The organism is Pseudonocardia sp. EV170527-09 (assembly GCF_008369905.1).
GTDB lineage: Bacteria > Actinomycetota > Actinomycetes > Mycobacteriales > Pseudonocardiaceae > Pseudonocardia.
On sequence record NZ_VRMC01000055.1, the window covers coordinates 18,306 to 41,630 of the forward strand.

The 23,325-nt window shown below is 75.7% G+C and carries 18 protein-coding genes and 1 pseudogene; 7 read left to right on the forward strand and 12 right to left on the reverse strand.

All coding sequences use genetic code 11. From position 1 onward, the window contains the following. Positions 1–41 precede the first annotated feature (41 nt). The 6 genes from FVA95_RS17755 to FVA95_RS17780 form a co-directional block, all read right to left on the reverse strand. The gene (locus FVA95_RS17755) at positions 42–929 is read right to left on the reverse strand and encodes a MaoC family dehydratase N-terminal domain-containing protein (protein ID WP_149665193.1); all 888 of its coding nucleotides are present in this window, start codon (positions 927–929) and stop codon (positions 42–44) included. After that, positions 926–1,720 carry an alpha/beta fold hydrolase gene (locus tag FVA95_RS17760; protein WP_149665194.1) on the reverse strand — a complete coding sequence of 265 codons (795 nt, stop codon included), beginning with the start codon at positions 1,718–1,720 and terminating at the stop codon, positions 926–928. Before FVA95_RS17760 ends, FVA95_RS17755 begins: the two co-directional genes overlap by 4 nt. Beyond that, the gene (locus tag FVA95_RS17765; RefSeq protein WP_149665195.1) at positions 1,717–3,153 is read right to left on the reverse strand and encodes a wax ester/triacylglycerol synthase domain-containing protein; all 1,437 of its coding nucleotides are present in this window, start codon (positions 3,151–3,153) and stop codon (positions 1,717–1,719) included. The genes FVA95_RS17760 and FVA95_RS17765 overlap by 4 nt, the downstream gene beginning before the upstream one ends. Continuing rightward, positions 3,150–4,655 carry an HAD-IB family hydrolase gene (locus tag FVA95_RS17770; RefSeq protein ID WP_149665196.1) on the reverse strand — a complete coding sequence of 502 codons (1,506 nt, stop codon included), beginning with the start codon at positions 4,653–4,655 and terminating at the stop codon, positions 3,150–3,152. The genes FVA95_RS17765 and FVA95_RS17770 overlap by 4 nt, the downstream gene beginning before the upstream one ends. Continuing rightward, on the reverse strand, positions 4,642–7,041 hold the full coding sequence (locus tag FVA95_RS17775) for a glycerol-3-phosphate 1-O-acyltransferase (protein WP_149665197.1): 2,400 nt from the start codon (positions 7,039–7,041) through the stop codon (positions 4,642–4,644). The genes FVA95_RS17770 and FVA95_RS17775 overlap by 14 nt, the downstream gene beginning before the upstream one ends. A gap of 101 nt (positions 7,042–7,142) precedes the next feature. Next, on the reverse strand, positions 7,143–8,564 hold the full coding sequence (locus tag FVA95_RS17780) for an aspartate aminotransferase family protein (protein WP_255474655.1): 1,422 nt from the start codon (positions 8,562–8,564) through the stop codon (positions 7,143–7,145). Between the two features lie 116 nt (positions 8,565–8,680). Between FVA95_RS17780 and FVA95_RS17785 the strand changes: the two genes are divergently transcribed. After that, complete coding sequence (locus FVA95_RS17785) at positions 8,681–10,156, forward strand: PucR family transcriptional regulator (protein WP_149665198.1); 1,476 nt, start codon at positions 8,681–8,683, stop codon at positions 10,154–10,156. 9 nt (positions 10,157–10,165) lie between these two features. Here FVA95_RS17785 and FVA95_RS17790 read toward each other — a convergent pair whose 3' ends face one another. After that, on the reverse strand, positions 10,166–11,035 hold the full coding sequence (locus FVA95_RS17790) for a class I SAM-dependent methyltransferase (RefSeq protein WP_149665199.1): 870 nt from the start codon (positions 11,033–11,035) through the stop codon (positions 10,166–10,168). 152 nt (positions 11,036–11,187) lie between these two features. After that, the gene (locus FVA95_RS17795; protein ID WP_149665200.1) at positions 11,188–12,297 is read right to left on the reverse strand and encodes a glycosyltransferase family 4 protein; all 1,110 of its coding nucleotides are present in this window, start codon (positions 12,295–12,297) and stop codon (positions 11,188–11,190) included. Positions 12,298–12,482: 185 nt separating this feature from the next. Here FVA95_RS17795 and FVA95_RS17800 point away from each other — a divergent pair, with 185 nt between their 5' ends. Next, the gene (locus tag FVA95_RS17800; protein WP_161992342.1) at positions 12,483–12,902 is read left to right on the forward strand and encodes an ATP-binding protein; all 420 of its coding nucleotides are present in this window, start codon (positions 12,483–12,485) and stop codon (positions 12,900–12,902) included. A gap of 45 nt (positions 12,903–12,947) precedes the next feature. On the opposite strand, the gene FVA95_RS17805 is transcribed toward FVA95_RS17800, so the two are convergent. Continuing rightward, positions 12,948–13,871, reverse strand: a complete 924-nt coding sequence (locus tag FVA95_RS17805; protein ID WP_149665202.1) for a methylenetetrahydrofolate reductase — start codon at positions 13,869–13,871, stop codon at positions 12,948–12,950. 213 nt (positions 13,872–14,084) lie between these two features. Here FVA95_RS17805 and FVA95_RS17810 point away from each other — a divergent pair, with 213 nt between their 5' ends. The 4 genes from FVA95_RS17810 to FVA95_RS17825 all read left to right on the forward strand — a co-directional run bounded on the left by FVA95_RS17810 (position 14,085) and on the right by FVA95_RS17825 (position 19,470). Next, positions 14,085–15,161, forward strand: coding sequence for a polyprenyl synthetase family protein (locus tag FVA95_RS17810; protein ID WP_161992343.1), 1,077 nt, complete (start codon positions 14,085–14,087; stop codon positions 15,159–15,161). Between the two features lie 5 nt (positions 15,162–15,166). Beyond that, positions 15,167–16,726, forward strand: coding sequence for a phytoene desaturase family protein (crtI, locus tag FVA95_RS17815; protein ID WP_149665204.1), 1,560 nt, complete (start codon positions 15,167–15,169; stop codon positions 16,724–16,726). 112 nt (positions 16,727–16,838) lie between these two features. Further along, positions 16,839–18,497, forward strand: coding sequence for a polyprenol phosphomannose-dependent alpha 1,6 mannosyltransferase MptB (gene mptB / locus FVA95_RS17820; protein ID WP_167306425.1), 1,659 nt, complete (start codon positions 16,839–16,841; stop codon positions 18,495–18,497). Beyond that, positions 18,478–19,470: a phytoene/squalene synthase family protein gene (locus FVA95_RS17825; RefSeq protein ID WP_149665205.1), complete on the forward strand. Its 993-nt coding sequence runs from the start codon at positions 18,478–18,480 to the stop codon at positions 19,468–19,470. The genes mptB and FVA95_RS17825 overlap by 20 nt, the downstream gene beginning before the upstream one ends. A gap of 25 nt (positions 19,471–19,495) precedes the next feature. Here FVA95_RS17825 and FVA95_RS17830 read toward each other — a convergent pair whose 3' ends face one another. Then, positions 19,496–19,849 carry an Rv2175c family DNA-binding protein gene (locus FVA95_RS17830; protein ID WP_149665206.1) on the reverse strand — a complete coding sequence of 118 codons (354 nt, stop codon included), beginning with the start codon at positions 19,847–19,849 and terminating at the stop codon, positions 19,496–19,498. 123 nt (positions 19,850–19,972) lie between these two features. Between FVA95_RS17830 and pknB the strand changes: the two genes are divergently transcribed. Further along, positions 19,973–21,841, forward strand: a complete 1,869-nt coding sequence (pknB, locus tag FVA95_RS17835) for a Stk1 family PASTA domain-containing Ser/Thr kinase (RefSeq protein WP_149665207.1) — start codon at positions 19,973–19,975, stop codon at positions 21,839–21,841. 151 nt (positions 21,842–21,992) lie between these two features. Here the strand turns inward: pknB and FVA95_RS17840 are convergent, their stop codons facing one another. Then, positions 21,993–22,856 carry a ribokinase gene (locus tag FVA95_RS17840; RefSeq protein WP_149665208.1) on the reverse strand — a complete coding sequence of 288 codons (864 nt, stop codon included), beginning with the start codon at positions 22,854–22,856 and terminating at the stop codon, positions 21,993–21,995. A 302-nt stretch (positions 22,857–23,158) separates the two neighbouring features. Next, positions 23,159–23,325: pseudogene (locus FVA95_RS17850) on the reverse strand (integrase core domain-containing protein); the annotation flags it as partial.

Sequence of the window (23,325 nt, forward strand, 5' to 3'; positions counted from 1 at the left end):
CTGATCGATCCCGTGGCAGCCGGTCGCGGGGACCTGAGCGGTCAGGACGCCAGCTCGATGCTCCCCCGCACCGACTCCGGTGCCCCGTCCGATCCCGCGGCGACGACGATGCGGTCCCCGTCCGGGGTCCCGCCGACCCAGACGTCCGCGCCGGCGAAGGCCGGTGCGGTGAGGCGGTACTCGAAGCCGCGGACGAACGCCGTCGGGCGATGGCGGCGCGCGATCTCCAGTCCGAGCAGCGCGAACAGCGGGCCGTGCACGACCAGCCCGGGGTAGCCCTCCACCTCGGTGACGTAGGGCAGGTCGTAGTGGATGCGGTGGGTGTTGTAGGTCAGCGCCGACATGCGGAACAGCAGCTCCGGGCCGGTCGGCACGGTGAAGCCCCACTCGTGCTCCGGACGCGGCGCCGGGTCCGGGGCGGTGATCCCGCGCCCGGTGCCCGCGGGCTGCGAGCGGTAGACGATGTCCTGCTCCTCGACGCAGAGGAGCGTGTCACCGCGGTGGAACTCGGCGCGGGTGGTCACGAAGGCCATCTGCCCGCTGCGGCCCTGCTTCACGCGGACCGGACCGAGCTCCTGGCGTCGGGTCACCGGTTCACCGACCCGCCACGGCGCGTGCCAGGTCAGGCGGCCGCCAGCGACCATGCGTCGCCGGTCCGGGATCGGCGGCAGGAAGTGACCCTCGCCGGGGTGCCCGTCGTCGCCGAGCGCGGACGTCGGCGGGGTGTCGAGGAAGGCGAGCCAGTGCCACAGCGGCGGGAGCGGGTCACCGTCGGCGGCGACCGGGTCGAGGTCCAGCAGGCCGGAGAACGCGGCGACCGACCACGCGGACACCGCGTCGGTGCCGACGCGCGGCTCCGGCGCCCAGCCGTCGACGGCCGCGGCCAGGTCCACGGCCCCGTCCGGCGACCCGGCGGCCGGCCCGGTCACGAGGCCACCTCGTAGCGGGTGTGCTGCAGGATCGTCCACGCGACCAGGGCCGGGTTGTCGACCATCGGCACGTGCCCGACCCCCGGCAGCACGACGAACTCGGCGCCGGGCACGGCGTCCATCATGGGGCGCCCGTAACGGCTGTAGGGAATCGTGCGGTCCGAGCCCGACCACGCGATCCGGACCGGGCAGGGCAGCTCCTCGAACGGCGCCATCGCGTTGTCCATCCGCGCGGCGGACAGCAGCGGGTCGAGCACCGTGCAGCCGGTGAAGTCCGCGAACAACTCGGCGACCTCCTCGGAGGTGAAACGGTCGGTGCGCTCGGACAGCGCGCGCAGCATCAGCCGGCGGATCAGGCCGCACGAGGCGAGCGCCCGGACCGGCGCCCACCCGGCGAGCATCGCGCCGATCCGGAAGCTCGCGAGCAGCCGGTACAGGTCGGCGGGCATCTCCCACGTCCCGGCCGGGGACAGCGCCACCACCGACCGGGCGCGCCCGCGGCGGGCCAGCTCCAGCGCGACCCAGCCGCCGAGGGAGTTCCCGACGACGTGCGGGCGCTCGGGCACCCCGAGCCCGTCGAGCTGGTCGAGCAGCGCGTCGACCAGCAGGTCGATGCTGAACTCGCCCTCGGGCATCGGCGGGCCGTCCAGATGGCCGGGCATGGTGACCGCCCAGACCTCGTGGTGCTCCTCGAGCATCGCCAGCACCGGCTTCCAGGCCCGCCACGACGACGTCACCCCGTGCAGCAGCAGCAACGGCTCGCCGGACCCGCCGACGTGGACGGCGCTCATGCCACCACCACCGGCTCGGCCGACCCCGGGTGCAGGGCGAGGACCTCGGAGAACCCCTCGGCCAGGCAGCGCGCGAAGGTGTCGCGGTCGGTGATGGCGGCGGCGTCGATGTTCGCCCCGACGCAGCAGAGCTCGCCGTGCGTGACGACGGTGATCATCGCCGCGCAGCCGGGCAGCGGCGCGAACGGGTAGACCCGCTCGATCCGTGCCCCGCACAGGAACGCCTCCGCCCGCAGGCCCGGCACGTTCGAGGCCTGCAGGTCGTTGCCCTGGGTCGACCCGCCCGCCACCAGCGTCAGCAGCGGTCCGGGCAGCCGGGCCAGCAGCGGGGCGACGACGTCCGGGCTCTCCAGCGCGGGCTCCTCGCGGGCCGCACGCATCTGCTCACCGACCGCCCGCAGCCGGGCGGCCGGGTCGGCGATACCCATCGGCCCGCGCAGCCGGGCGGGCGCCCACCGGTTGCCGCCGTCGGCGTCCCCGGGTCGGCGCACCGACACCGGCACCGAGGTCCGTAGGACGGCGTCGCCGGGGACCGGGTGGCCCATCTCCTCGTGGTAGCGGCGGAAGGCGCCGAGCAGCGAGGCCACGTAGGCGTCGTTGAACGAGCCGCCGACCGTCTTCGCGGCCGCCCGCAGGTCGGGGAAGGAGACGTCGAGCGCGACGAACCGCCACGACGTCCCGCGCGGGCGCAGCAGCTCCGAGCCGGTGCCCGGCGGCGGCGACAGCACCCGCAGCGCGGACTCCAGGTAGCGCGCGCTGTCGCGGGCCGCGGAGAGCGGGTGGGTCAGCGCACCGACGACGTCGCGCGCCGCACGCACCGTCGCCGGGACGATGCCGGCCTCACGGCGCACCAGCCGGTCGACCTCGGCCAGCGGATCGGGCGTCTCGGTGGCGGGTGCGGGGGGCTGCGGCTTCTCCTCGTCGTGCTCCCGCTTGCGGCTGTGCAGCTGCGACAGCAGCTGGACCACACCCATCCCGTCGGTGAGCACGTGGTGCAGCTTCAGCAGGAAGGCGGCGCGACCGCCCGGGAGGCCCTCGACGAGGGTGGCCTCCCACAGCGGCCGCTCCCGGTCGAACGGCGTCATCATGAACTGCTCGGCGATCGAGGACAGCTCAGGCCAGAAGTCGGGTCCCGCGCCGGGGATGCGCACCCGGCGCAGGTGGTAGTGCAGGTCGAACTCGACGTCGTGGATCCAGTAGGGCGTGCCCAGCCCGCCGAGCGGCTCACGGATCCGCTCGCGGAAGCGCGGCACCATCCGCGTCGCCCAGTCGACGGCGGCCACGAGCCGGTCCCAGTCCGGCCGGGTGTCGAGCAGCTCGACCGCGAGGACCGGCGAGCGGAACCGGGGGTCGTCGGCCTCCGCACGCCACATCATCGTCTCGAACGACGAGATCTCGCGGACCGAACCCCACGCCAGCGGAGTGTCACTCATGCCGGGTCCTCCTGGCTGCGTTCGTCCTGCGCGATCCGCCGCTCGGGCCAGGCCGCGAGCGTGTCGAGGAACTGGTCGCGGACCTGGTCGGCGTACTTCCCGACGTCCTCCGGCACCCACGACGAGGTGTCCACCGGCGGGAGCACCGCGACCTGCACGGTGCCACCGCGCATCGTCTGCGCACCCCGCCACATGATCTCGCCGGCGTTGCGGATGACCACCGGGACGATCGGGACACCGGCCTGGATCGCGATGTGGAACGCGCCCTTCTTGAACGGGCCGAGCCGCGGCGTCGCCGAGCGCGTCCCCTCCGGCGCGATGGCCAGCGAGACCCCCTCGTCGCGGAGCTTCTCCACGGCGGGGCGCAGCGCCTCCCGGGCGGCGGTGGAGTTGCCGCGGTCGACGAACGCGACGTCGGCGGCCCAGAACAGCTGGCCCCACACCGGGATCTGTGCGGCCTCCTTCTTCGCGACGCCGGTGAAGTTCTCACGGAGCAGCTTCATCATCAGCGGCACGTCGAACTTGGACTGGTGGTTGAACACGAACACGCACGGACGCGCCGAGTGCAGGTGCTCCGCGCCACTGACCTCGACGTCGATCCCGGCCAGCCCGAACGCGACGTCGGACCCCACCCCGGCGGCCATGTCGACGAAGCGCCGCCGCGAGCCGTGCAGCAGACCCGCGCCGGCCGCGGTCGCGAGACCACCCAACAGACCGCCGTAGAACACCGCGGTCCGCGCGACGTCGGCGACGCTCGGGAACAGCCCGCCCCGCGGCGCGCAGTCGAGCACCGGCCAGCCCCGCTCCACCGCGAGCCTGCGCAGCGAGTCGGTCGGCGAGACGGCCACCGCGTGCCCGACGGCGGAGAGGAACTCCGCGTCCTCGGTGCCGTTGGCGTAGCCGAAGCAGTCCGCGAGGTCGACGCCGTGCGCCCCGGCGTCGGCCCGCACCGCGTCGGCCTTGCCGGTCCCCCACAGCGAGGTCCCGGCGACGCGGCCGGTCAGCACGCCGTCGCGCACCTCCAGCTCGGTGCACAGCGCGCGGTCCGCGCCCAGCTCCTCGGCCATCGGCTGCACCTGGAACCGGGTCGCCGAGGAGGCCATCACGACCTGATGACCCTGCTCCCGGTGCGCGGCGACGAGCTCCCACACCTCCGGGTGCAGCGCGGCCGCGATCTCGTCGCGGAACAGGGTCCGGCCCAGGGCGAGCAGCTCGTCCTCGCTGCGGCCCCTCCAGGTCGCGAGGGTGATCGCGAGGAACTCCTTGAAGTCGTCGTCGGTGCGGATGCCGCGCATACCCGAGAGCACCGTGCGCACCATCTCGACCGGGCCGACGTCGAACTCACGCAGCCGTCGGCGGTAGAACGCACCCGCCGAGTAGCCGTCGATGACGGTGCCGTCGTAGTCGAAGTAGGCGATCGTGCCCGGTCCGGGCTCGGCCTCACGGATGGCCCGGATCCGGGCCCGGGTGTCCCCGTCCCGCGCACCGTCAGCTGGCGACACCCGAGTCCCCTTCCGCACGCTGTTGCGCCCCGGCCGGCGGGACGACGGCGCCCGCGGCGGCGGAGGCCGCGACCGTCGTCGTCTCGCCGGAACCGAGGACCACCTCGAGGCGGGCGCGCTGCAGTTCGCCCAGCCGCCCCAGATCGTGGATCACCGCGGTGACCTCCGTCAGCCAGGCGGCGCGCCGGTCGGCCAGCGGCGCACCGGCCGCGCCGGACTCCGGCTCGCGGAGGAGGTCGCGGTTGTCGGCCTGGCGCACGGCGGTGGCGTACAGCTCACGCGACACCGAGTCGGCGCGGTCGACCCGCTGCTGGAGCAGCATCTGGCGGCCGACGCCCAGGCAGTCCTCCAGGAACTCCTTCTCGTCGGTCATCGGCTCCTCGCCGAGCGCGACGAGTCGGTCCGCGACGACGAGCTGGGCGTCGAAGAACGAGCGCAGCACACCCGGCGCGACCAGCAGCGGCGCCTGCCGCAGCGCGCCGCGGACGTCGGCCGGGTCCGCCACGCGGGTCCGCCACTGCGGGTCGACGAGGTCGAGCTCGCCGATGATCTCGGCGCGGAACTCGCGGCGGGTGGAGAAGAAGAACTCGAACTTCAGCAGGTCCCGGAGCCGGGCCAGCTCCCGCCAGGCGACCTCGACGATGTCCTCGTCCGGGTCGGCGTCGCCCACCCGCAGCAGCGCGATCTCCAGCATGGCCCGGTTGAGCAGGTGGTGCAGCGCGCCGTTGCGGTAGAACGCGGCCACGTGGTGGCGGCCGGTGCTGATGGCGAAGACCGGCTCGGTGCCGCCGTCGTAGATCGTGACGACACCGGCCTCGGCGAGCCGGTCGAGGGTCATCCGCAGGCCGTGCCGGGTCCGCAGCTCGGCGATCGGCACCGGGATGCCGCGGGCCTCCAGGTAGTCCGCCAAGGGCGCGACGACCTCCCGGACCTGCTGCAGGGTCAGTGCCCTGTCCTGCGCCCAGAGCAGCGCGAAGGTCGCGAGCGAGGTCGCGGTGGCCGGGGTGACCCGGTTGATGCCGGCGCACACCCGGAACGCGACCTTCTCCAGCTGGGCTCGGCCCGGCCCGGCGTCGGCCAGCGCCTGGCGCAGCGCGAACGGCTCGGCGAAGCGCACCCGGGCGGTGCCGATGTGGCGGCGCTGGTCCCGGAAGTAGCCGAGCAGCCAGCCCAGCCCCTCGGCCTTCTTCGCCGCCCCACGCTGCTCGGCGGCCATCGCACCGACCTCGTGCAGCTGGTCGTAGACGATCGACACCGGCACCAGGATCGCGTCGAGCTCGGGTCGCTCCTCCAGCGCGGACACCAGGTACCGCAGCAGCCCGATGCGGGGCTTGCGCAGCTTGCCGGTGCGGCTGCGGCCGCCCTCGATGTACCACTCCAGGTTGAAGCGCTTCGCGAGCAGGTGCCCCAGGTACTCCTGGATCGCGGCCTTGTAGATCGTGTCCCCGCCGAAGGTGCGCCGGATGAACACGATCCCGGCCCGGCGGCCCAGCGCCCCCATCGGCCAGAACGACAGGTTGTTGCCGCCGAGCACGTGGTTGCGCGGGAAGTCGCGGTCGTGCAGCACCTCGGCGAACAGCAGCGGGTCGGCGTAGGAACGGTGGCTGGGCAGGAAGACCAGCGCGTGCTCCTTGTTGAGCTCCCGCAGCCGCTCCAGCCCGGACTCGTCGACCTGCACGTCCCAGGCCTTGGAGTGCATCGGGCCCATCATCGCCCGGAACACGTCGATCGCCGGCGGGCTCTGCACCGCGGCCATCTCGTGCAGGCAGGACTCGAGGCGCTGCTCGACCTCGGCGGCCGGGGTGCCGGTCTGCCGGGCGAGCCGGTCGACCAGCGCCGTGAACCGCGACGAGGAGGTGATCTGCTCGACCATCCGGCGCGGCACCTTGTAGCGGTCGCCGAGGATCCGCCGCTCCGCGCGGTCGCAGGCCAGCACGGCCTGCCGGGCGACGAAGCGGGTGAAGCCGTTGCTGCCGGGCCGCCCGCTCTCCTGGGCGACGAACCGCGACACCAGGTCGGCGACGGTCGCGGCCTCCCCCACGACGACCCGCGCCGCGTCCGGGCGGTGCCGGGCCATCGAGGGGTGCAGCGGCGACCAGGCCATCCGCATGACGGCCGAGGTGGCGAGCCCGGTGAGCTTGCCGACCGCGCCGCTGTCCTCCGGCTCGGGGGTCACCCAGGCCACGCGGGCGGGGACGATCACGGTGTCGTCGCCGTGCAGGGCCTCCCCCAGGGCGGACGGCACCTCGCCGTTCGGGCCGATCCCGACGACCCTCGCGCCCGGGTGGTGCTCCTCGGCCCAGCGCCGCAGGATGCCGCGCTCGGTGTGCGACCGGGCCTGGGTCACGACGACCTCGCGTCCGCCGGTGAGGTCGTCGGTCGTCATGGAACCCCCCGTCGCATGCCCCGCCGCGGTGCGGCGCCTGCGCGTTCAACCTAGTTACCCGCCGGTTGGTCAACAACCCGACGCGGCGGGTCCCTCCGAACTCATACGACCTCCGACGCCTCGGTGAGCACGTGCCGCAGGATCTGCTCCATCTCGTCGAACTCGGCCTGGCCGGCGATCAGCGGCGGCGCCAGCTGGATCACGACGTCCCCGCGGTCGTCGGGCCGGCAGTACAGGCCCGCCTCGAACAGCGCCCCGGGGAGGAAGCCGCGCACCAGCCGCTCCCGCTCCTGCGGGCCGAAGGTCTCCCGGGTCTCCCGGTCGCGCACGAGCTCGATGGCCCAGAAGTAGCCGTCGCCGCGGACGTCACCGACGATCGGCAGGTCGCGGAGCCGGTCGAGGGTCGCGCCGAACGCGTCGGCGTGGGACGTGACGTTGCCGTAGAGGTCCTCGCGCTCCATGAGGTCGAGGTTCGCGAGCGCGACGGCGGCCGAGACCGGGTGCCCGCCCCAGGTGTAGCCGTGCGGGAACGTCACGCCGGGGGCGAGGAACGGCTCGATCACCTTCTCCGAGGCGATCATCGCGCCCAGCGGCCCGTAGCCCGAGGTCATGCCCTTGGCGCAGGTGATGATGTCCGGGGTGAACCCGAACTTCGCGCTGGCGAACGGGACGCCGTGGCGGCCGAAGCCGGTGATCACCTCGTCGGCGACGAGGAGGACGTCGTGCCGGTCGCAGATCTCGCGGACCCGGGCGAAGTACGACGGCGGCGCGGTCAGGCAGCCACCGGAGTTCTGCACCGGCTCCAGCACGACCGCGGCGACGGTGTCGGCGCCCTCGAACGCGATGGCCTCCTCGATCCGGTCGGCGGCCCAGCGGCCCAGCGCCTCGGCGTCGCCGTCGAACTCGGGGTGGCGGTAGAGGTTGGTGTTGGGCACGCGGAACCCGCCGGGGGCCAGCGGCTCGAAGTCCTTCTTCATCGCGGGCAGCCCGGTCACGGCCATCGCCCCGTGCGTGGTGCCGTGGTAGGCCGTCGCCCGGGAGATCACCTTGTGCTTGAGCGGGCGGCCGCGGAGCTTGAAGTACTGCTTGGCCACCTTCCAGGCGCTCTCGACGGCCTCGCCGCCGCCGGAGGTGAAGAAGACCCGGTTCAGGTCGCCGGGGGCGAGATGGGCCAGCCGCTCGGCGAGCTCGGCCGCGGGTGGGGTCGTGTAGCCCCAGACCGGGAAGAACGCCAGCTCCGACGCCTGCCGGGCGGCGACCTCGGCCAGCTCGCGCCGCCCGTGCCCGGCCTGGACGACGAACAGGCCTGCGAGGCCGTCGAGGATCCGGCGCCCGCGGTCGTCCCACAGGTGCACGCCCTCGCCGCGGGTGATGACCGGGATCGGGTTCGCGCCGTCGCGGCCGTGCATCCGGGCGAAGTGCATCCAGAGGTGCCGGCCCGCCGCATCGGCGTGCGGCGAGAGGGCGGGCGCGTCCGGGGTGGCACCGGCCTCGGTCCGGGTCGGGTTCTCGACGGCGGTCACGTGGGGCTCCCTCGGTAGCGGCGTGGACACCTCCGATCGTCGGCGCCGCGACGGCTCCGGTCAGGGATACGATCCGTATCGTCCCGAGCCAGCCGGCGAACGGAGTGGATCCCCCGGTGTACCCGACCATCGCCGACGTGCTGGCCCGTCCGGAGGTCCGGGCCGGGGCACCGGCCGTCCGGGCCGGGCGGGCGGCGCTGGGCACCCCGGTGCGCTGGGTGCACGTCAGCGAGGTCGCCGACCCGGCCGGGACGCTGCCCCCGGGGGTGCTGGTGTTGTCGGTGGGGATGCCGGTGGCCGACCCCACCACCGTCCCCGCCCGCTACGTCGACGCGCTGCGGGCCGCCGGGGCGGTCGGGCTGGTCGTCGAGATCGGGCAGCAGCTGCCGTCGCTGCCCGCCGGGCTGGTGCAGGCCGCCCGCGCGGCCGGGTTCCCGCTGGTGGAGCTGCGCCGCACGGTGCGCTTCGCCGAGATCGTCGCGGGCGTGCTGGGGGAGGTCGTCGACCGCGGCGACGACCTCCCCGGGCCGCCGGGCGCCGAGGCCGCGTTCCGGTCGCTCGCACTGCACCGGGTGGGGCCGGAGCGCGTGGTCGACGAGCTGGCCCGTCGGATCGACGCGCCCGTGGTGTGCGAGGACCTCGCGCACCGGGTGCTGCTCACGGCGGGCGGTCCGGACCTGCGGGACTGGGGGGCGCGCTCGCGGCTCGCCGGGCCCGCCGGGCCCGAGGGCTGGGCGACCGCGCCGGTCGGGCGGCCGGGCGCGCGGTGGGGGCGGCTGACGGTGCCGTCGCGGCCGACGCCGGGCACCGCCGACCGGGTCCCCGCGGTGCTCGACGCCGCCGCGGACGCGGTGTCGCTGCTCGACCCGGATCCGGTGGTCCTGCTGCGCGCCGCCCGCGACGCACTGGTCGCCGACCTGGCCGCCGCGGTCCCGTCCGACGCCGGACGGCTGGCGGTGCGCGCCCGCGCCGCCGGGCTGGACACCGCCGTCGGATTGTCGGTGGTGGCGCTGCGCGCGACCGGCGACCACCCCCCGGACCAGGGCGTCGACGCGGCACTCGCCGCCGTCGCACCGGCGGCGACGGTGGCCTCCCCCGCACCCGGGGAGCTCGTCGTGCTCGTCCCCGGCGACGGCCGCCCGCTGCTCGCCGCGCTGCCCGCCACGGTGGCCGCGGCGACGGCCGGGCCCGGCTCCGTCGCCGACCTGCCGGACCTGCTGCGCCGGGCCCGCGAGGACGCGGCCGCCCATGCCGCGACCGGGGGCCGCGGCCCCGTCCGGGTGCCCGCGCTGCGCGGTCTGGTGCACCGCCTCGGCGACGGCCCCCACCTGCTCGGCTTCGCCGCGGACGTCCTCGGCCCGGTGGGCGCACTGCCCGCGGCCGCGCAGGCCGACGCCCGGGACACCCTGTGGGCCCTGGTCGACGCCGGCGGGGTCGTCGCCGACGTCGCCCGCAGGCTCGGGGTGGGCCGCCCGGCGGCCTACGCCCGGCTGCGCCGCCTGTCCGCCCTGCTGGACCTCGACCTCACCGACCCCGAGGTGCGGACGACGCTGCACCTCGCCCTGCTCGTCGACGCCCGCGCCGCGCGCTGAGCTCGCCGCTCAGGGCCGATCGGCCCACAGCAGCGCCGTCGCGCCGAGGATGTCGGCGACCGTGCCGCCCAGCGGCCGCCCGTAGCCCGCGGCGACGTCGCGGGCCGTACGGGCGGTGACCGTCCAGCCGTGGCGGCGCAGCCAGGCGTCGCAGGGCTCGGTCCGGGGCTCGGCGAAGAACAGCTCGCGGACGTCGGTGCCGGGCAGCATCTCCTGGGCTGTCTCCCGGAACGACGGGTCGTCCGCGATCCGCTCCACCTGGTCGCCGAAGTGCTCGACGGCGATCCGGCTGCCCGGCACCGACAGCGCGTGCACCCGTTCGAACAGGAGCTGCTCGGCGTCGGCGGGCAGGTAGGGCAGCAGCCCCTCGGCCAGCCAGGCGGTCGGCCGGGCCGGGTCGAAACCGGCGGCGGTGAGCGCGGCGGGCCAGTCGTGGCGCAGGTCGACCGGCACGGTGACCCGGCGCGCGGTCGGCGTGATCCCCGCCTCGGCGACGACCCCGTCCTTGAAGTCCAGCACCTTCGGCTGGTCGACCTCGAACACCGTGGTCCCGGCGGGCCACGGCAGCCGCAGGGCCCGCGCGTCGAGGCCCGCGGCGAGCAGCACGACCTGGGTCGTCCCGGCGCCGGTGAGGGCCTCGTCGAAGAAGCGGGAACGCACGCCCTGGTAGCCGGCCTGCACGACCCACGGGTCGGCGGGGTCGTCCGGGTCCTGCGGCACGGCCGACAGCGTCCCGGCCGCATCGACGAACCGCTGGGCGTACGGATCGTCGACCAGGCGGTCGGGGCGGCGGGTCTCCAGTGCCCGCCCCGCGGCGACGGCCAGGGCGGTGGCGCCCACGCTGCTGGTGATGTCCCACTGATCGTCGGCTGTGCGCATGCCGATCACGGTAGGAGCCGATGCTTAGCGTCGCTCACCAGTCACGCGGATGACCACTCGCACGGCGCAGGCGGTACCGGACACCGAGCCCCATACCGACGGTGCGTGCGTGATCCGCGACGCCGCGTGGGCCCGGGAGCATGGCCGCCGCGTCAGCCCACGGCGCCCACCGGCGTGCGGGCCTCGGGGTCGTCGTCCTCGGCGGGCTCGACGACCGGCTCGCCGACCAGCTCGCCGTAGACGGCGGTCAGGGCCTGGGCGATCCGCACCCGGTCGAACCGTGACACCGCACGGTCCCGGCCCGCGATCCCGAACCCGACGCGCAGGGCGTCGTCGCCGAGCACACCGCGCAGCGCGACCGCCAGCTCCGCCGGCCGGGCCGGGCGGACCAGCATCCCGGTCACCCCGTCGACGACGACGTCGCGCAGCCCGCCCACCCCGGTCGCCACGACCGGCCGCGCGCACGCCATCGCCTGCAGGACCGCCCCGACCCCGACGTCGTGCTCCGGCGCGGCGACCACGACGTCGGCCGAGCGCAGCAACCGCGGGAGCAGGGCCCCCTCGACCGGCCCGAGGAACCGGACGCGTCCGGCGACACCGGCCTCGCGGGCGATGTCGAACAGGCGCGCGCGGTCCGGGTCCTGGCCCGCCGCGCCGCCGGCGACCAGCAGCTCGGCGGTGCGGATCCGGGCCAGCGCCCGGATCACCGTGTCCACCCCGGCGCCGTCGGCCAGCGAGCCGACCGCGAGGAGCCGAGGCCGGTCACCCCGGCGCAGCGCCGGGCCGTCGGGGGTGAAGGCGTCGGTGTCGACGGCGGTCGGCACCGTCCGCAACGCCGCCCGCGGCACCCCGCGGCGCAGCAGCGCGGTGTGCTGCTCCTCGCTGGAGGCCAGCACCCGGGCCACCCCCGGCGACGACCAGGTACGGGCCGCGGGAACCACGGCCGGGCCCGGGGCGTCGGGCGGGTAGACCTGCACCACCGGCACCCCGGTCGCGGCGGCGGCGACCCCGGCGCGCAGACCGATCGCGTGCACCACCTGGGGCGGGTCGTCGGACCACGCCGCGGCCAGTGCGGTGTCCTGCCCGGCGTCCCACGGCTGTACGCGCAGTGCGTCACTGCCGGCCCGGGCGGCCAGGTCCGGGTCGTCGGGGATGTCGGTGAACACCCGGACGGTGTGACCGGCGGCGGCCAGCGAGGCGGCGGTGATTCCCGCGCCGCACGTTCTCGGGACCTCGGGGGTACGGATGACGGCAATGCGCAAGCGGGGCCTCCACGTCGTGCTCGCAGCTGCGGGCACGCGCAGTTGGCTCTACGCGTCGGATCTGTGACCGTACCCGCTCCGGGCGGCCCACGGGTGGGTGACCGCGGGCGTGTGCGACGGGGGCACACCGGGTAACCGGTTCAGGTCGGGTGGGACGACCCGGCAGGACGGGGAGGGGGCGGGCCGTGACCGCGCAGTCCTGGACCCTGAGGGTGGAGCCCGACGCAGCCGCGTGCCGCGCGGCCCGGCACGAGCTGACGCGGTTCCTGACGCCGCTGGTGGACGACTCGACCCTCGACGACGCGGCACTCGTGCTGCACGAGCTGGTCGCGAACGGCATCGACCACGCACACACCCCGATGCTGGTGACCGCCCGGGTGCGCGACGGCGCGGTGCGGCTGCGCGTGCGCGACGGCTCGGTCGTCCGCGGACGCGAGCAGCCCCACGACCCCACCGCCACCCGCGGGCGCGGGCTGCAGATCGTCGACCGGCTCGCACAGCGCTGGGGGGTGCGCCCGCACCGCGGCGGCAAGACGACCTGGGCCGACGTCGGGCCGACGGGCGCCCGACCGGCCCCGGACCTGCACCTGGTGCGCCCGGCCTGACCACCGGCCCGGCCCTCGGACCGGGGTGGGCGGTGCGGCGCAGGGTCAGGCCGGGGTGGAGTGCCGGGCCCCCTCGTGGCGCGGCGCCAGCCCGAGCCGCTCGACCAGCTCGGTCGTCGCCGTGGACCGGTTGAGGCAGTAGAAGTGGATCCCGGGGACACCCTCGGCGAGCAGCCGCTCGCACAGCTCGCCGGTGACCTCCATCCCCGCGGCGCGGAACGCCGCCGCGTCGCCGGAGTAGGGCGCGAGCCGCTCCACCAGTGCTCCCGGCAACGGCGAGCCCGACAGCTCCGGGCCCTTGCGGAAGGTCTTCTCCGAGGTCAGCGGCATGATGCCGGGGATGATCGGCTGGTCGAACCCGGCGGCGGCGACCCGGTCACGCAGCCGCAGGAAGCCCTCGGGCTCCAGGAACAGCTGGGTGACGGCGAACTCCGCCCCCGCCCGGAACTTCCCGACGAGCCGCTCGGTGTCGGCGTCGAGGTCGGCCGAGCGCGGATGGCCGTAGGGGAACGCGGCGACGCCCACGCAGAACGGGCCGGACCGCTTGATCAGCGCGACCAGCTGGTCGGCGTACTCGAGTCCCTCGGGGTGGGCGACCCACTCGCCGAGCGGGTCGCCGGGCGGGTCCCCGCGCAGCGCCATGATGTTGCGGACCCCCGCGGCGGCCAGCGACCCGATCACGTGGCGCAGCTCGTCGGTGGAGTGCGAGACGGCGGTCAGGTGCGCCATCGAGCAGAGCGTGGTGTCGGTGGCGATCCGTTCGACCGTGCGGACGGTCCGGTCGCGGCTGGAGCCGCCCGCGCCGTAGGTCACCGAGACGTAGGCGGGGTCCAGCACCTCGAGGCGGCGGATGGCGCGCCACAGCTCCGCCTCGCCCTGGTCGTCCTTCGGCGGGAAGAACTCCACCGCGAAGAAGGGTCGGTCGACGCTGATCCGTTCGGTCACCGTGGATGCGGAACTCGTCGTCACGGCGACGACCTTACGGGGCGCACGACCCACCGGTCGCCCGCCGAGAGGTCCGCACCGCCCCCGAGCGGCCATGACGTGCACCACCACCGCATCGACGGGCCGGGTCCCCGGCGCACCGATAGCCTGGTCGCCGTGGCAGACCCCGTCTCCCCCGTGTCCGCACCGTCCGGTCCGTCCGGGTCCCCCGGCCCGTCCACGACCGGTCCGGCCCCCCTGGACGACGCGCTGCCCCAGCACGTGGAACGGGTGCTGGCCGGGTACCTGGACCGCCGCCGCGCCGAGGTGTCGGGCATCGACCCGGTCGTCGTGCAGGCCGCCGACGCGCTGGCCGGGTTCGTCCTGGGCGGCGGGAAGCGACTGCGGCCCACCTTCGCCTGGTGGGGCTGGCGCGGCGCGGGTGGTGACCCGGCCGACCCGCACGCCCACGGTGTGCTGAGCGCGATCGCGTCGCTGGAGCTGATCCAGGCGTGCGCGCTGGTCCACGACGACCTGATGGACGCCTCCTCGACCCGGCGCGGCCGGCCGACGGTGCACGTGGAGTTCGCCAGGATGCACGCGGCGAACGGCTGGTCGGGTCCGCCGGCCCGGTTCGGCGCCGCCGTCGCGATCCTCGTCGGGGACCTGGCCCAGGTGTGGGCCGACGACATGTTCCACGCCGCCCCACTGCCCGAGGGCGCCCACACCCGCGCCGCCGAGCCGTGGCGGGCGATGCGCACCGAGGTGCTCTCCGGCCAGTACCTCGACGTGCTGGCACAGGCCTCCGGGGACACCGCGGAGTCGACCGCGCTGACCATCGACCGCTTCAAGACCGCCGCCTACACCGTGGAGCGGCCGCTGCACCTGGGCGCGGCAATCGCCGGGGCCGACCCGCGGGTCGTCGCGGCCTACCGGCGCTACGGCGCCGACATCGGCGTCGCGTTCCAGCTGCGCGACGACCTGCTCGGCGTGTTCGGCGACCCCCGGGTCACCGGCAAGCCCGCCGGGGACGACCTGCGCGAGGGCAAGCGGACCCTGCTGGTCGCCGCGGCCCTGCAGCGGGCCGAGCAGCGCGGGGACCGGGCCGCCGCCGACGTCGTCCTCGCCGCGCTCGGCGACCCCGACCTGGACGCCGCGAGCCTGGACCGGGCCCGCTCCGCGCTGTCCGAGCTGGGCGCGGTGCAGTCGGTGGAGCAGCGGATCGCCGCCCTCACCGGCGCCGCGCTCGACGCACTCGACTCCGCACCGGTCGCGGAACCGGGCCGGTCGCACCTGTTCGAGCTGGCCGAGCGCGCCACCCGACGGGCCTGGTGAGCGGGATGCGACGGATCGAAGGGCCCTCCGACCACGTCGTCGTCGTGGGGGCGGGGCTGGCCGGGCTGTCGACCGCGCTGCACCTGCTGGGCGCGGGCCGCCGGGTCACGATCGTCGAGCGGGAGAGCGTCCCCGGCGGCCGCGCCGGGCGGCTCGACGTGACCGACGCCCACGGCACCTACGCCCTGGACACCGGCCCGACCGTGCTGACCATGCCGGAGCTGCTGGAGTCCGCCTTCGCCGCCGTCGGCGAGACCACCGCGGACCGGCTCGACCTCGTCCGGCTCGACCCCGCCTACCGGGCCGAGTTCGCCGACGGCTCGGCCATCGCGGTGCACACCGACGCCGCCGCGATGGAGCACGAGATCCGTGAGACCTGCGGCCCGGACTCCGCGGCCGGGTACCGGCGGCTGCGTCGCTGGCTCACCGACCTCTACCGCGCCGAGATGGACCACTTCATCGGCGCGAACATGGACTCCCCGCTGTCGCTGCTCGGCCCCGACCTGGCCCGGCTCGCCGCGCTCGGCGGGTTCGGACGGCTCGGTCGGCGGATCGACCGCTTCCTGCCCGACGAGCGGCTGCGCCGGGTGTTCTCCTTCCAGGCGCTCTACGCCGGGGTCTCCCCGCGCGACGCGCTCGGCGCCTACGGCGTGATCGCCTACATGGACACGATCGCGGGCGTGTACTTCCCCCGCGGCGGCATGCGGATGATGGGGACCGCGCTGGCCGGCGCGGCGGCCGATGCGGGCGCCGAGATCCACTACGGCCGCACCGTGACCGGCCTGGACCGCTCCGGCGGCCGGGTCACCGCGGTCCGGCACACCGGCGCCGACGGCACCGACGAGTCGCGCACCCCGTGCGACGCGGTCGTGCTCTCCCCCGAGCTGCCCGCGGCCTACGCGCTGCTCGGCGGGGCGCCGCGACGCCCGGTCGGGCTGCGCTGGTCGCCCAGCGCCGTCGTCGTGCACGCCGGGATGCCCGCCCCCGCCCCCGGCACCGCGCAGCACCACCACACGATCTCCTTCGGCGGCTCCTGGGACGGCACCTTCCGCGAGATCATCGACGAGGGCCGGCTGATGTCCGACCCGTCGCTGCTGGTCACCCGGCCCGGGCTGACCGACCCGTCGCTGCAGCCCGACGGGCGCGAGGTCATGAGCGTGCTCGCGCCCTGCCCGAACACCGCGGTGGCGCCCGGCATCGACTGGGCCCGGGTCGGCCCGGCCTACGCCGAGGAGCTGTTCGGGGTGCTCGCCGACCGCGGCCTGGTGGACCCCTCGGCGGAGCCGAGCTGGACCCGGATGTGGACCCCGCAGGACTGGGCGGCCGCCGGGATGGCGGCGGGCACGCCGTTCTCGGCGTCGCACACACTGGCCCAGACCGGACCGTTCCGGCCGCGCAACCTGGTCCGTGGGACGGCGAACGCGGTGCTCGCCGGGTGCGGCACGACCCCCGGCGTCGGGATCCCGCCGGTGCTGATCTCCGGGCGGCTGGCGGCCGAGCGGATCACCGGTCCGCGCCCGGCCGAGCGCGCCGGGCACGGGGTCGGAGCACGCACGGGTCGCTGAGGGTGGCACTGGGCACCACTGACGGCGGCCGCTGCGGGCAGGCGCCGAGTACGAGCGCCGAGGGGCGTGGAATCATGGTCCCGACGACGCCCGACCAGCACACACGGACACGATGACGGCTCAGCCCTCGCCCCCGCTCCCCCGCCCGGCGGCTCCCGAACCGGTGACGCCGGACCCCGGCGCGGGCCCGGTCGTGCCCCCGCCCGCCACCTCGCGGCCCGCCGGGCCCGGTCCGGTCGAGCGGCTCGGCTCGCCGCCGCGGGGCATCCTGCTGCTGGGGCTGGCCGGAACCGTGCTGATGTTCCTCGGCTCGTTCGGCGGCGGCGGGATCCCGATGCGGGACCCGGTGATCGGCAACTCGGCCCTGTCGTTCTGGCGCTACGGCCACGGCGCGATGCTCGCGACGATCGTGATCTATGTCGGCCTGGTGCTGATGGTGTGGGCGTGGGTGCGGCTGGGCCGCGCCGTGCTCGCCCGCAGCGCCGGCGGCCGCGCGGTGCTGACGACGGCGGCGGTGTGGATGCTGCCGATGCTGGTCACGGCGCCGCTGTTCACCCGCGACCCCTACAGCTACCTCGCCCAGGGCGCGCTGCCGCTGGCCGGGTACGACCCGTACGTGGTCGGGCCGGACACCATGGGCGGGATCTTCACCGACAACGTCCACTTCTTCTGGCAGGACACCCCCGCCCCCTACGGGCCGCTGTTCATCCTGCTCGCCCAGGGTGTGGTCCTGCTCGCCGGCCAGAACGTGCTGCTCGGCGTCGTGCTGATGCGGCTGAGCCTGGTCACCGGGCTGCTGTTGCTCGTCGCGGTGCTGCCCGCGCTGACCCGGCGACTGGGCGGGCGCCCAGCGGTCGCGCTGTGGCTGGCCGTGGCGAACCCGGTGATGGTCGTGCACATGGTCGGCGGGGTGCACAACGACCTGCTGGTCATCGGCCTGCTGCCGCTGGCGGCGCTGCTGGCGCTGCGGGAGCGGTTCGTGTGGGCGATCGTCGTCGCGTCGCTGGCGATGGCGGTCAAGGCCTCGGCCGGGATCGTGCTGCCGTTCCTGGTGCTCGTGTGGGCGGCGAAGCTCTCCGGCGGGTTCTGGTCGCGGCTGGTCCGGGCCGGGGTGCCGTCGGTGGCGGTGTTCGGCGTCGTGTTCGGCGGGGCCACCTGGCTCACCGGTCTCGGGCTGGGCTGGCTGCCCGCGCTCAGCGCCCCCTCGATGATCGTGAACTGGTTGTCGGTGCCGACCGCCGTCGGGCAGGCGACCGCGAGCGTGGCCGGGATGTTCGCCGAGGAGGTGAACTCCCAGGCGTTCGTCGACACGTTCCGGTTCATCGGCGCGCTGGTGATGGCCGCACTGATCGCGCTGCTGTGGTGGCGCGGCCGCAACGACCCGCGGGTCGCGGTGCGCAACGCGGCGATCGCCCTGGCGCTGGCCGCGGTCCTCTCCCCCACCACACTGCCGTGGTACCTGAGCTGGGGGTTCTGCCTGCTCGCGATGACGCCGTGGAGCGCCCGCGGGCTGCAGTGGGTCGTGTTCGGCTCGATCTGGCTGATGATCGTGTACTTCCCCGACGGCGAGACCGCCCTCTACGTGCCGCACTACCTGCTGGCCTGCGCCCTGGCCGGTGTCCTGGCCGCGGTGTCGCTGCTCCGGCCGGACCCGCTCGGCCTGCGCCGGAGCACCCCGTCGCCGACCCCGGCCGTGACACGGCCCGCAACACAGTCCGCGACACAGTCCGCGACACAGCCGCCCACCGACGATGCGGCCCTCCGCGGCTGAGCGGGCCGTCCGCGTCGAGCTCGACGCCGCCGGCCTGACCGACCCGCAGCTGCGCGCGGCCTACGCCGCCTGCCGGGCGCTGCACGCCGAGCACGGGCGCACCTACTTCCTCGCGACCCGGCTGCTCCCCCCGGAGCGACGGGTCGACATTCACGCCCTCTACGGCTTCGCGCGCTTCGCCGACGAGATCGTCGACGACCCCGACGGCGCGGGCGGCGGGGACCCGCACACCCGGCTCGACGCGCTCGACGCCGAGCTGGCGGCCGCGCTGGCGGGCACGCCGCTGCCCGGCAGCAGGCCCGAGGTCATCGCCGTCGCCGAGACCGCGCGCCGCCACGACCTCGACGCGTCGCTGTTCCGGGACTTCATGGTCTCGATGCGGATGGACCTGTCCGTCACCGACTACGCCACCGACGACGAGCTGGCCGTCTACGTGCACGGCTCGGCCGCGGTGATCGGGCTGCAGACGCTGCCGGTGCTCGGGACCGTCGTGCCGCGGGCCGAGGCCGAGCCGCACGCCGCGCTGCTGGGCGTGGCGTTCCAGATCACGAACTTCCTGCGCGACGTCGGCGAGGACCTCGACCGCGGCCGCGTGTACCTGCCCGCCGACGAGCTCGCCGCGTTCGGCGTCGACCGGGAGCTGCTGGCCTGGAGTCGGCGCACCGGGCGCCCGGACCCGCGGATCCGCCGCGCCCTGGCCCACCTGGTCGCCCGGACCCGGGCCACCTACCGCCGGGCCGACCCGGGGATCCCGATGCTGGAGCCGGTGTCGCGGGCCTGCGTCGGCGCCGCCCGGGTGCTGTACGCCGAGATCCTCGACGAGATCGCCGACGCCGGCTACGACGTCCTGACCCGCCGGGTCGCGGTGTCGAACCGGCGCCGGGCCGCCGTCGCGCTGCCCCGGCTCGGCCGGGCCCTGGCCGCCCGCGGGAGCCAGCTGGCGCGCGACCGCATCCACCGCGCCCGCGCCTGACGGGCCGCGCCCCGCAGGGCACCGGTCAGAAGGCCATGGCCTGGGCGCGGCGCTTGATCTCCTTGTGCCGGCCCGCGCGCAGCGCGGTGATCGGGGCGCCGTCCAGCGACTCCTCCTCGCTGAACAGCCAGGTCAGGATCGCGTGGTCGTCGTAGCCGCCGTCACGCAGGACGACGATCGTGCCCGGCAGCCCGCGGACGACGCCGTCCCGGTCGAGCAGCGCCGCGGGGACGACGACGTCGTGCCCCTCCTTGAAGGACAGGAGCTGCCCGTCGCGGACGAGCTGGTGCACCCGGGAGACGGGGATCGACAGGCGGTCGGCCACCTCGGCGACGCTCAGCGTCTCCTCGGTGACAGCGGCGGGGAAGGACTCGTTCACAGCCGGACACTGTCCCACACCGCCCGGGGCGGCGCCGACGCCCACCGCACCGACCGGCCCCGGCGGCCCCCGCGCCGACCACCTGCACGAGCGCCCGGATCCCCACCGGTAACCTGACCCGCGATGAGCTCACCGTCCGGTCCGGCCGCCCCCGGCACCCCGGGTGGGGCCGGGCGGCTCGCCGCCGACGGCCCCGGCGAGGTGCTGCTCGACGGTCGCTACCGGGTCGGCCCGGTGCTGGCCCGCGGCGGCATGTCGACGGTGCACCACGGCACCGACACCCGCCTCGAACGCGCCGTCGCGATCAAGGTGATGGACCCGAGGATGGCCGGGGACCACGCCTTCCGCACCCGGTTCGACCGGGAGGCTCGCCTGGCGGCCCGGATCGACCACCCGTGCGTCGTCGCCGTCTACGACCGGGGCACCGTCCCGGCGGGTCCGCTGGGCGAGGCCAGCCTGTTCGTCGTCATGGAGCTGGTCGACGGCGGCACCCTGCGCGACGTGCTGCGCGCCCGCGGCGCACTCGGGCTTCCCGCCGCGGTGCGGGTGCTGGAGCCGGTCCTCGCCGGGCTGGCCCGCGCCCACCGGCTCGGCATGGTGCACCGGGACGTGAAGCCGGAGAACGTGCTGATCTCCTCCGGCGGCGAGGTGAAGGTGGCCGACTTCGGGCTGCTCACCGCAGCCGCCGAGGCCGGGGTCAGCCACGCGGGGATGATCCTCGGGACGATGGCCTACCTCTCCCCCGAGCAGGTCGTGTCCGGTCGCGCCGACGGCCGCAGCGACGTCTACGCCGCCGGCGTCGTGCTCTACGAGATGCTGACCGGGCAGCCGCCCTACACCGCCGACAACCCGCTGTCGGTGGCCTACCGACACGTGAACGAGGACGTGCCGCCGCCGTCGGCGCTGGTCCCGGGCCTGCCACCGGCCGTGGACGCGCTCGTCGCCCGGGCCACCTCGCGGGACCCGGAGCAGCGCCCGGTCGACGCGGAGCACTTCCGCCGCGAGCTGTTGGACATGGCCGACCGGCTGGGCCTGCCCCGGACCGCGACGCCGCGCCCGCCCGGCCCGCCGCCACCCGACGACGGCGCCACCCTCCCCGCCGGACCGCTGCGCCACCGGCCGCTCGACGCGGCCGCGCCGGGCCCCGGCGGCACCCGGGTGCAGACCAGGGCCCGCGGCGCGCACGGCACCGCCGTCACCCCCGCCGGTCAGCCGGAGCCGATGACCCGCGAGGAGCTGGCCGGGCGCCGCCGTCGTGGCCGACGGGTGTTCGCGCTGTGGATGGTGCTGCTCCTGCTGCTGGCCGCGCTGGCCGGGACGGGCGCCTGGTGGCTCGGGTCGGGCCGCTGGACCACGATGCCCGCGGTCACCGGCATGGACCGGGAGCAGGCGACCGCGCTGGTCGCCGAGTCCGACCTGACCCCGACCGTCACCGAACGCGCCGACGACGAGGTGGCCCCCGACCGGGTCGCCCAGGTCGACCCGGCGCCGGAGACCCGCGTGCTGCGCGGCACCACGGTCACCCTGGTCGTCTCCACCGGCCGGCCCGCCGTCCCCGACGTGCCGGCGGGCAGCGCCGTGGCCACCGCCGAGGACGCGGTGCGCCGCGCCGGGCTGACCCCGGTGCAGTCCACGACCGCGGCGGAGTACAGCACCGAGGTGCCGGCCGGGGCGGTCATCCGCACCGACCCGCCGGCCGGGACCCGGCTGGCGAGCGGCGCGGCGGTCACCCTGGTCACCAGTCGCGGCGCCGAGCCCGCCCCGCCCCCGACGACCACGCCGCCCGCCGCGGAGCCGGGCCCCACCTCGGTGCCGTTCGTGATCGGGATGCGCGCCGACGAGGCCTCGGACCTGCTGCGCCAGGCAGGCTTCGACGTCGACGTCGAGCGCGGCTTCCCGTTCGGTCGCCGTGACGGGCGCGTCATCGGGCAGGACCCGGGAGCGGGCAGCGACGCCGAACCGGGCGACACGATCACGCTCACCGTCCTCTGAGCCGGGTGCTCCGAGCCGGATGCTCTGGGCCGGGTGCTCCGAGCCGGGCGACACACCGCGTGGACACCGGCCGGCGGCCGGAACCCGGCGGGGCGGGAACCGGTGTCCCGGCCGGATGGCGGTCCGGCCGGGACACCGGCGTTCGTGGGGCCTACAGCCCGAAGCGGATGCGCTCGTCGTCGCCGACCGGCGGCAGCTGCGCCCCGGCGACGGTCACCGCGAGGGCACCGGCGCGCACGGCGTAGCGGGCCGCGTCGACCAGGTCGTCCCCGGCGGCGAGCCGCACGGCGACGGCCGCGAGGAACGCGTCGCCCGAGCCGGTGGTGTCCACCGGCTCGACCCGCATCGCATCCACTGTGGACACCGTATCGCGGTCGGCGTCGTGGACCTCGCACCCCGCGGCCCCGCGTGTCACCACCGACCGGGGTACCGGGTGCTCCCCCAGCAGCGCGGCCTCGTGCTCGTTGACGACGAGCACGTCGGTGGCGTCGAGCAGCTCCGGGGGCACCGGGGCGTAGGGCGAGAGGTTGAGCAGCACGGTGGTCCCGGCGGCGCGGGCGGCCCGGGCGGCGGCCAGCACCGTCGGGGTGGGGATCTCCAGGCACAGCGTCAGCACCGCGACGTCGTCGAAGGCGGGCAGGTCCCCCGGCCCCAGGGTGGCGTTGGCCCCGGGCGAGACGACGATCGTGTTGTCGCCCGCGGCGTCGACGGTGATGACCGCGGTGCCGGTGGCCGTACCGGCCCGCACCGCGACCCGGTCGACGTCGGCACCCGCGGCGGCGACGGCGTCGCGCACGGTGCGGCCGTGGTCGTCGTCGCCGATCGCGCCGACCATGCCCACCCCGACCCCGGCACCGGCCCCGAGCCGGGCGGCGGCGACGGCCTGGTTGGCCCCCTTGCCGCCGGGGCCCACGGTCAGGTCCTCCCCGGCCACGGTCTCCCCCGGTCCCGGGAAGCGCTCGGTGCGCACCACCAGGTCGGCGTTGAGCGAGCCGACGACCAGGACCCGGCTCACCGGGCGTCCGCCACGTCGTGTGCGGCGCCGGTCTCGGCCGCGGCCGGACGCGGGATGAGCAGCGACAGCGCGAACGCGCCCGCGGTGCACGCGGCCCCGACACCCATGCCCACGGCGTAGCCGCCGACCCCGGTCTGCTCGGCACCGCCGACGGCGACCTGCACCGCGGGCAGCACCACGAAGCTGATCCCGGCGCCCAGGTTGAACGCGCCGGCGTTGAGCCCGGGGAGCATGCCGGGCCGGTCGGCGGGCGAGAGCAGCACACCCAGGCCGTTGAGCATGATGTTGGCGATGCCGGCGTAGGTGTGATGTCCAGGGAGGTTGGTCAGCCTGGTGACTGGTGGCTGGCCGCCGATGGCGGAGTGAGCGCGGTGGTGATTGTAGAAGTGCAGCCAGCCGGGTAGGGCGTCGTTGCGTTGGCGGGTCGACTCATAGAGTCGGGCGTAGGCCCAGCCGTCGGCCAGGGTCC

What these genes read in the sequence shown, in the direction of transcription:
- FVA95_RS17760 (WP_149665194.1), bottom strand. Translation starts at nt 1,720, where the DNA reads ATGAGCGCCGTCCACGTCGGCGGGTCCGGCGAGCCGTTGCTGCTGCTG.
- FVA95_RS17765 (WP_149665195.1), bottom strand. Translation starts at nt 3,153, where the DNA reads ATGAGTGACACTCCGCTGGCGTGGGGTTCGGTCCGCGAGATCTCGTCG.
- FVA95_RS17775 (WP_149665197.1), bottom strand. Translation starts at nt 7,041, where the DNA reads ATGACGACCGACGACCTCACCGGCGGACGCGAGGTCGTCGTGACCCAG.
- FVA95_RS17790 (WP_149665199.1), bottom strand. Translation starts at nt 11,035, where the DNA reads ATGCGCACAGCCGACGATCAGTGGGACATCACCAGCAGCGTGGGCGCC.
- crtI (WP_149665204.1), top strand. Translation starts at nt 15,167, where the DNA reads ATGCGACGGATCGAAGGGCCCTCCGACCACGTCGTCGTCGTGGGGGCG.
- mptB (WP_167306425.1), top strand. Translation starts at nt 16,839, where the DNA reads ATGACGGCTCAGCCCTCGCCCCCGCTCCCCCGCCCGGCGGCTCCCGAA.
- FVA95_RS17825 (WP_149665205.1), top strand. Translation starts at nt 18,478, where the DNA reads ATGCGGCCCTCCGCGGCTGAGCGGGCCGTCCGCGTCGAGCTCGACGCC.
- pknB (WP_149665207.1), top strand. Translation starts at nt 19,973, where the DNA reads ATGAGCTCACCGTCCGGTCCGGCCGCCCCCGGCACCCCGGGTGGGGCC.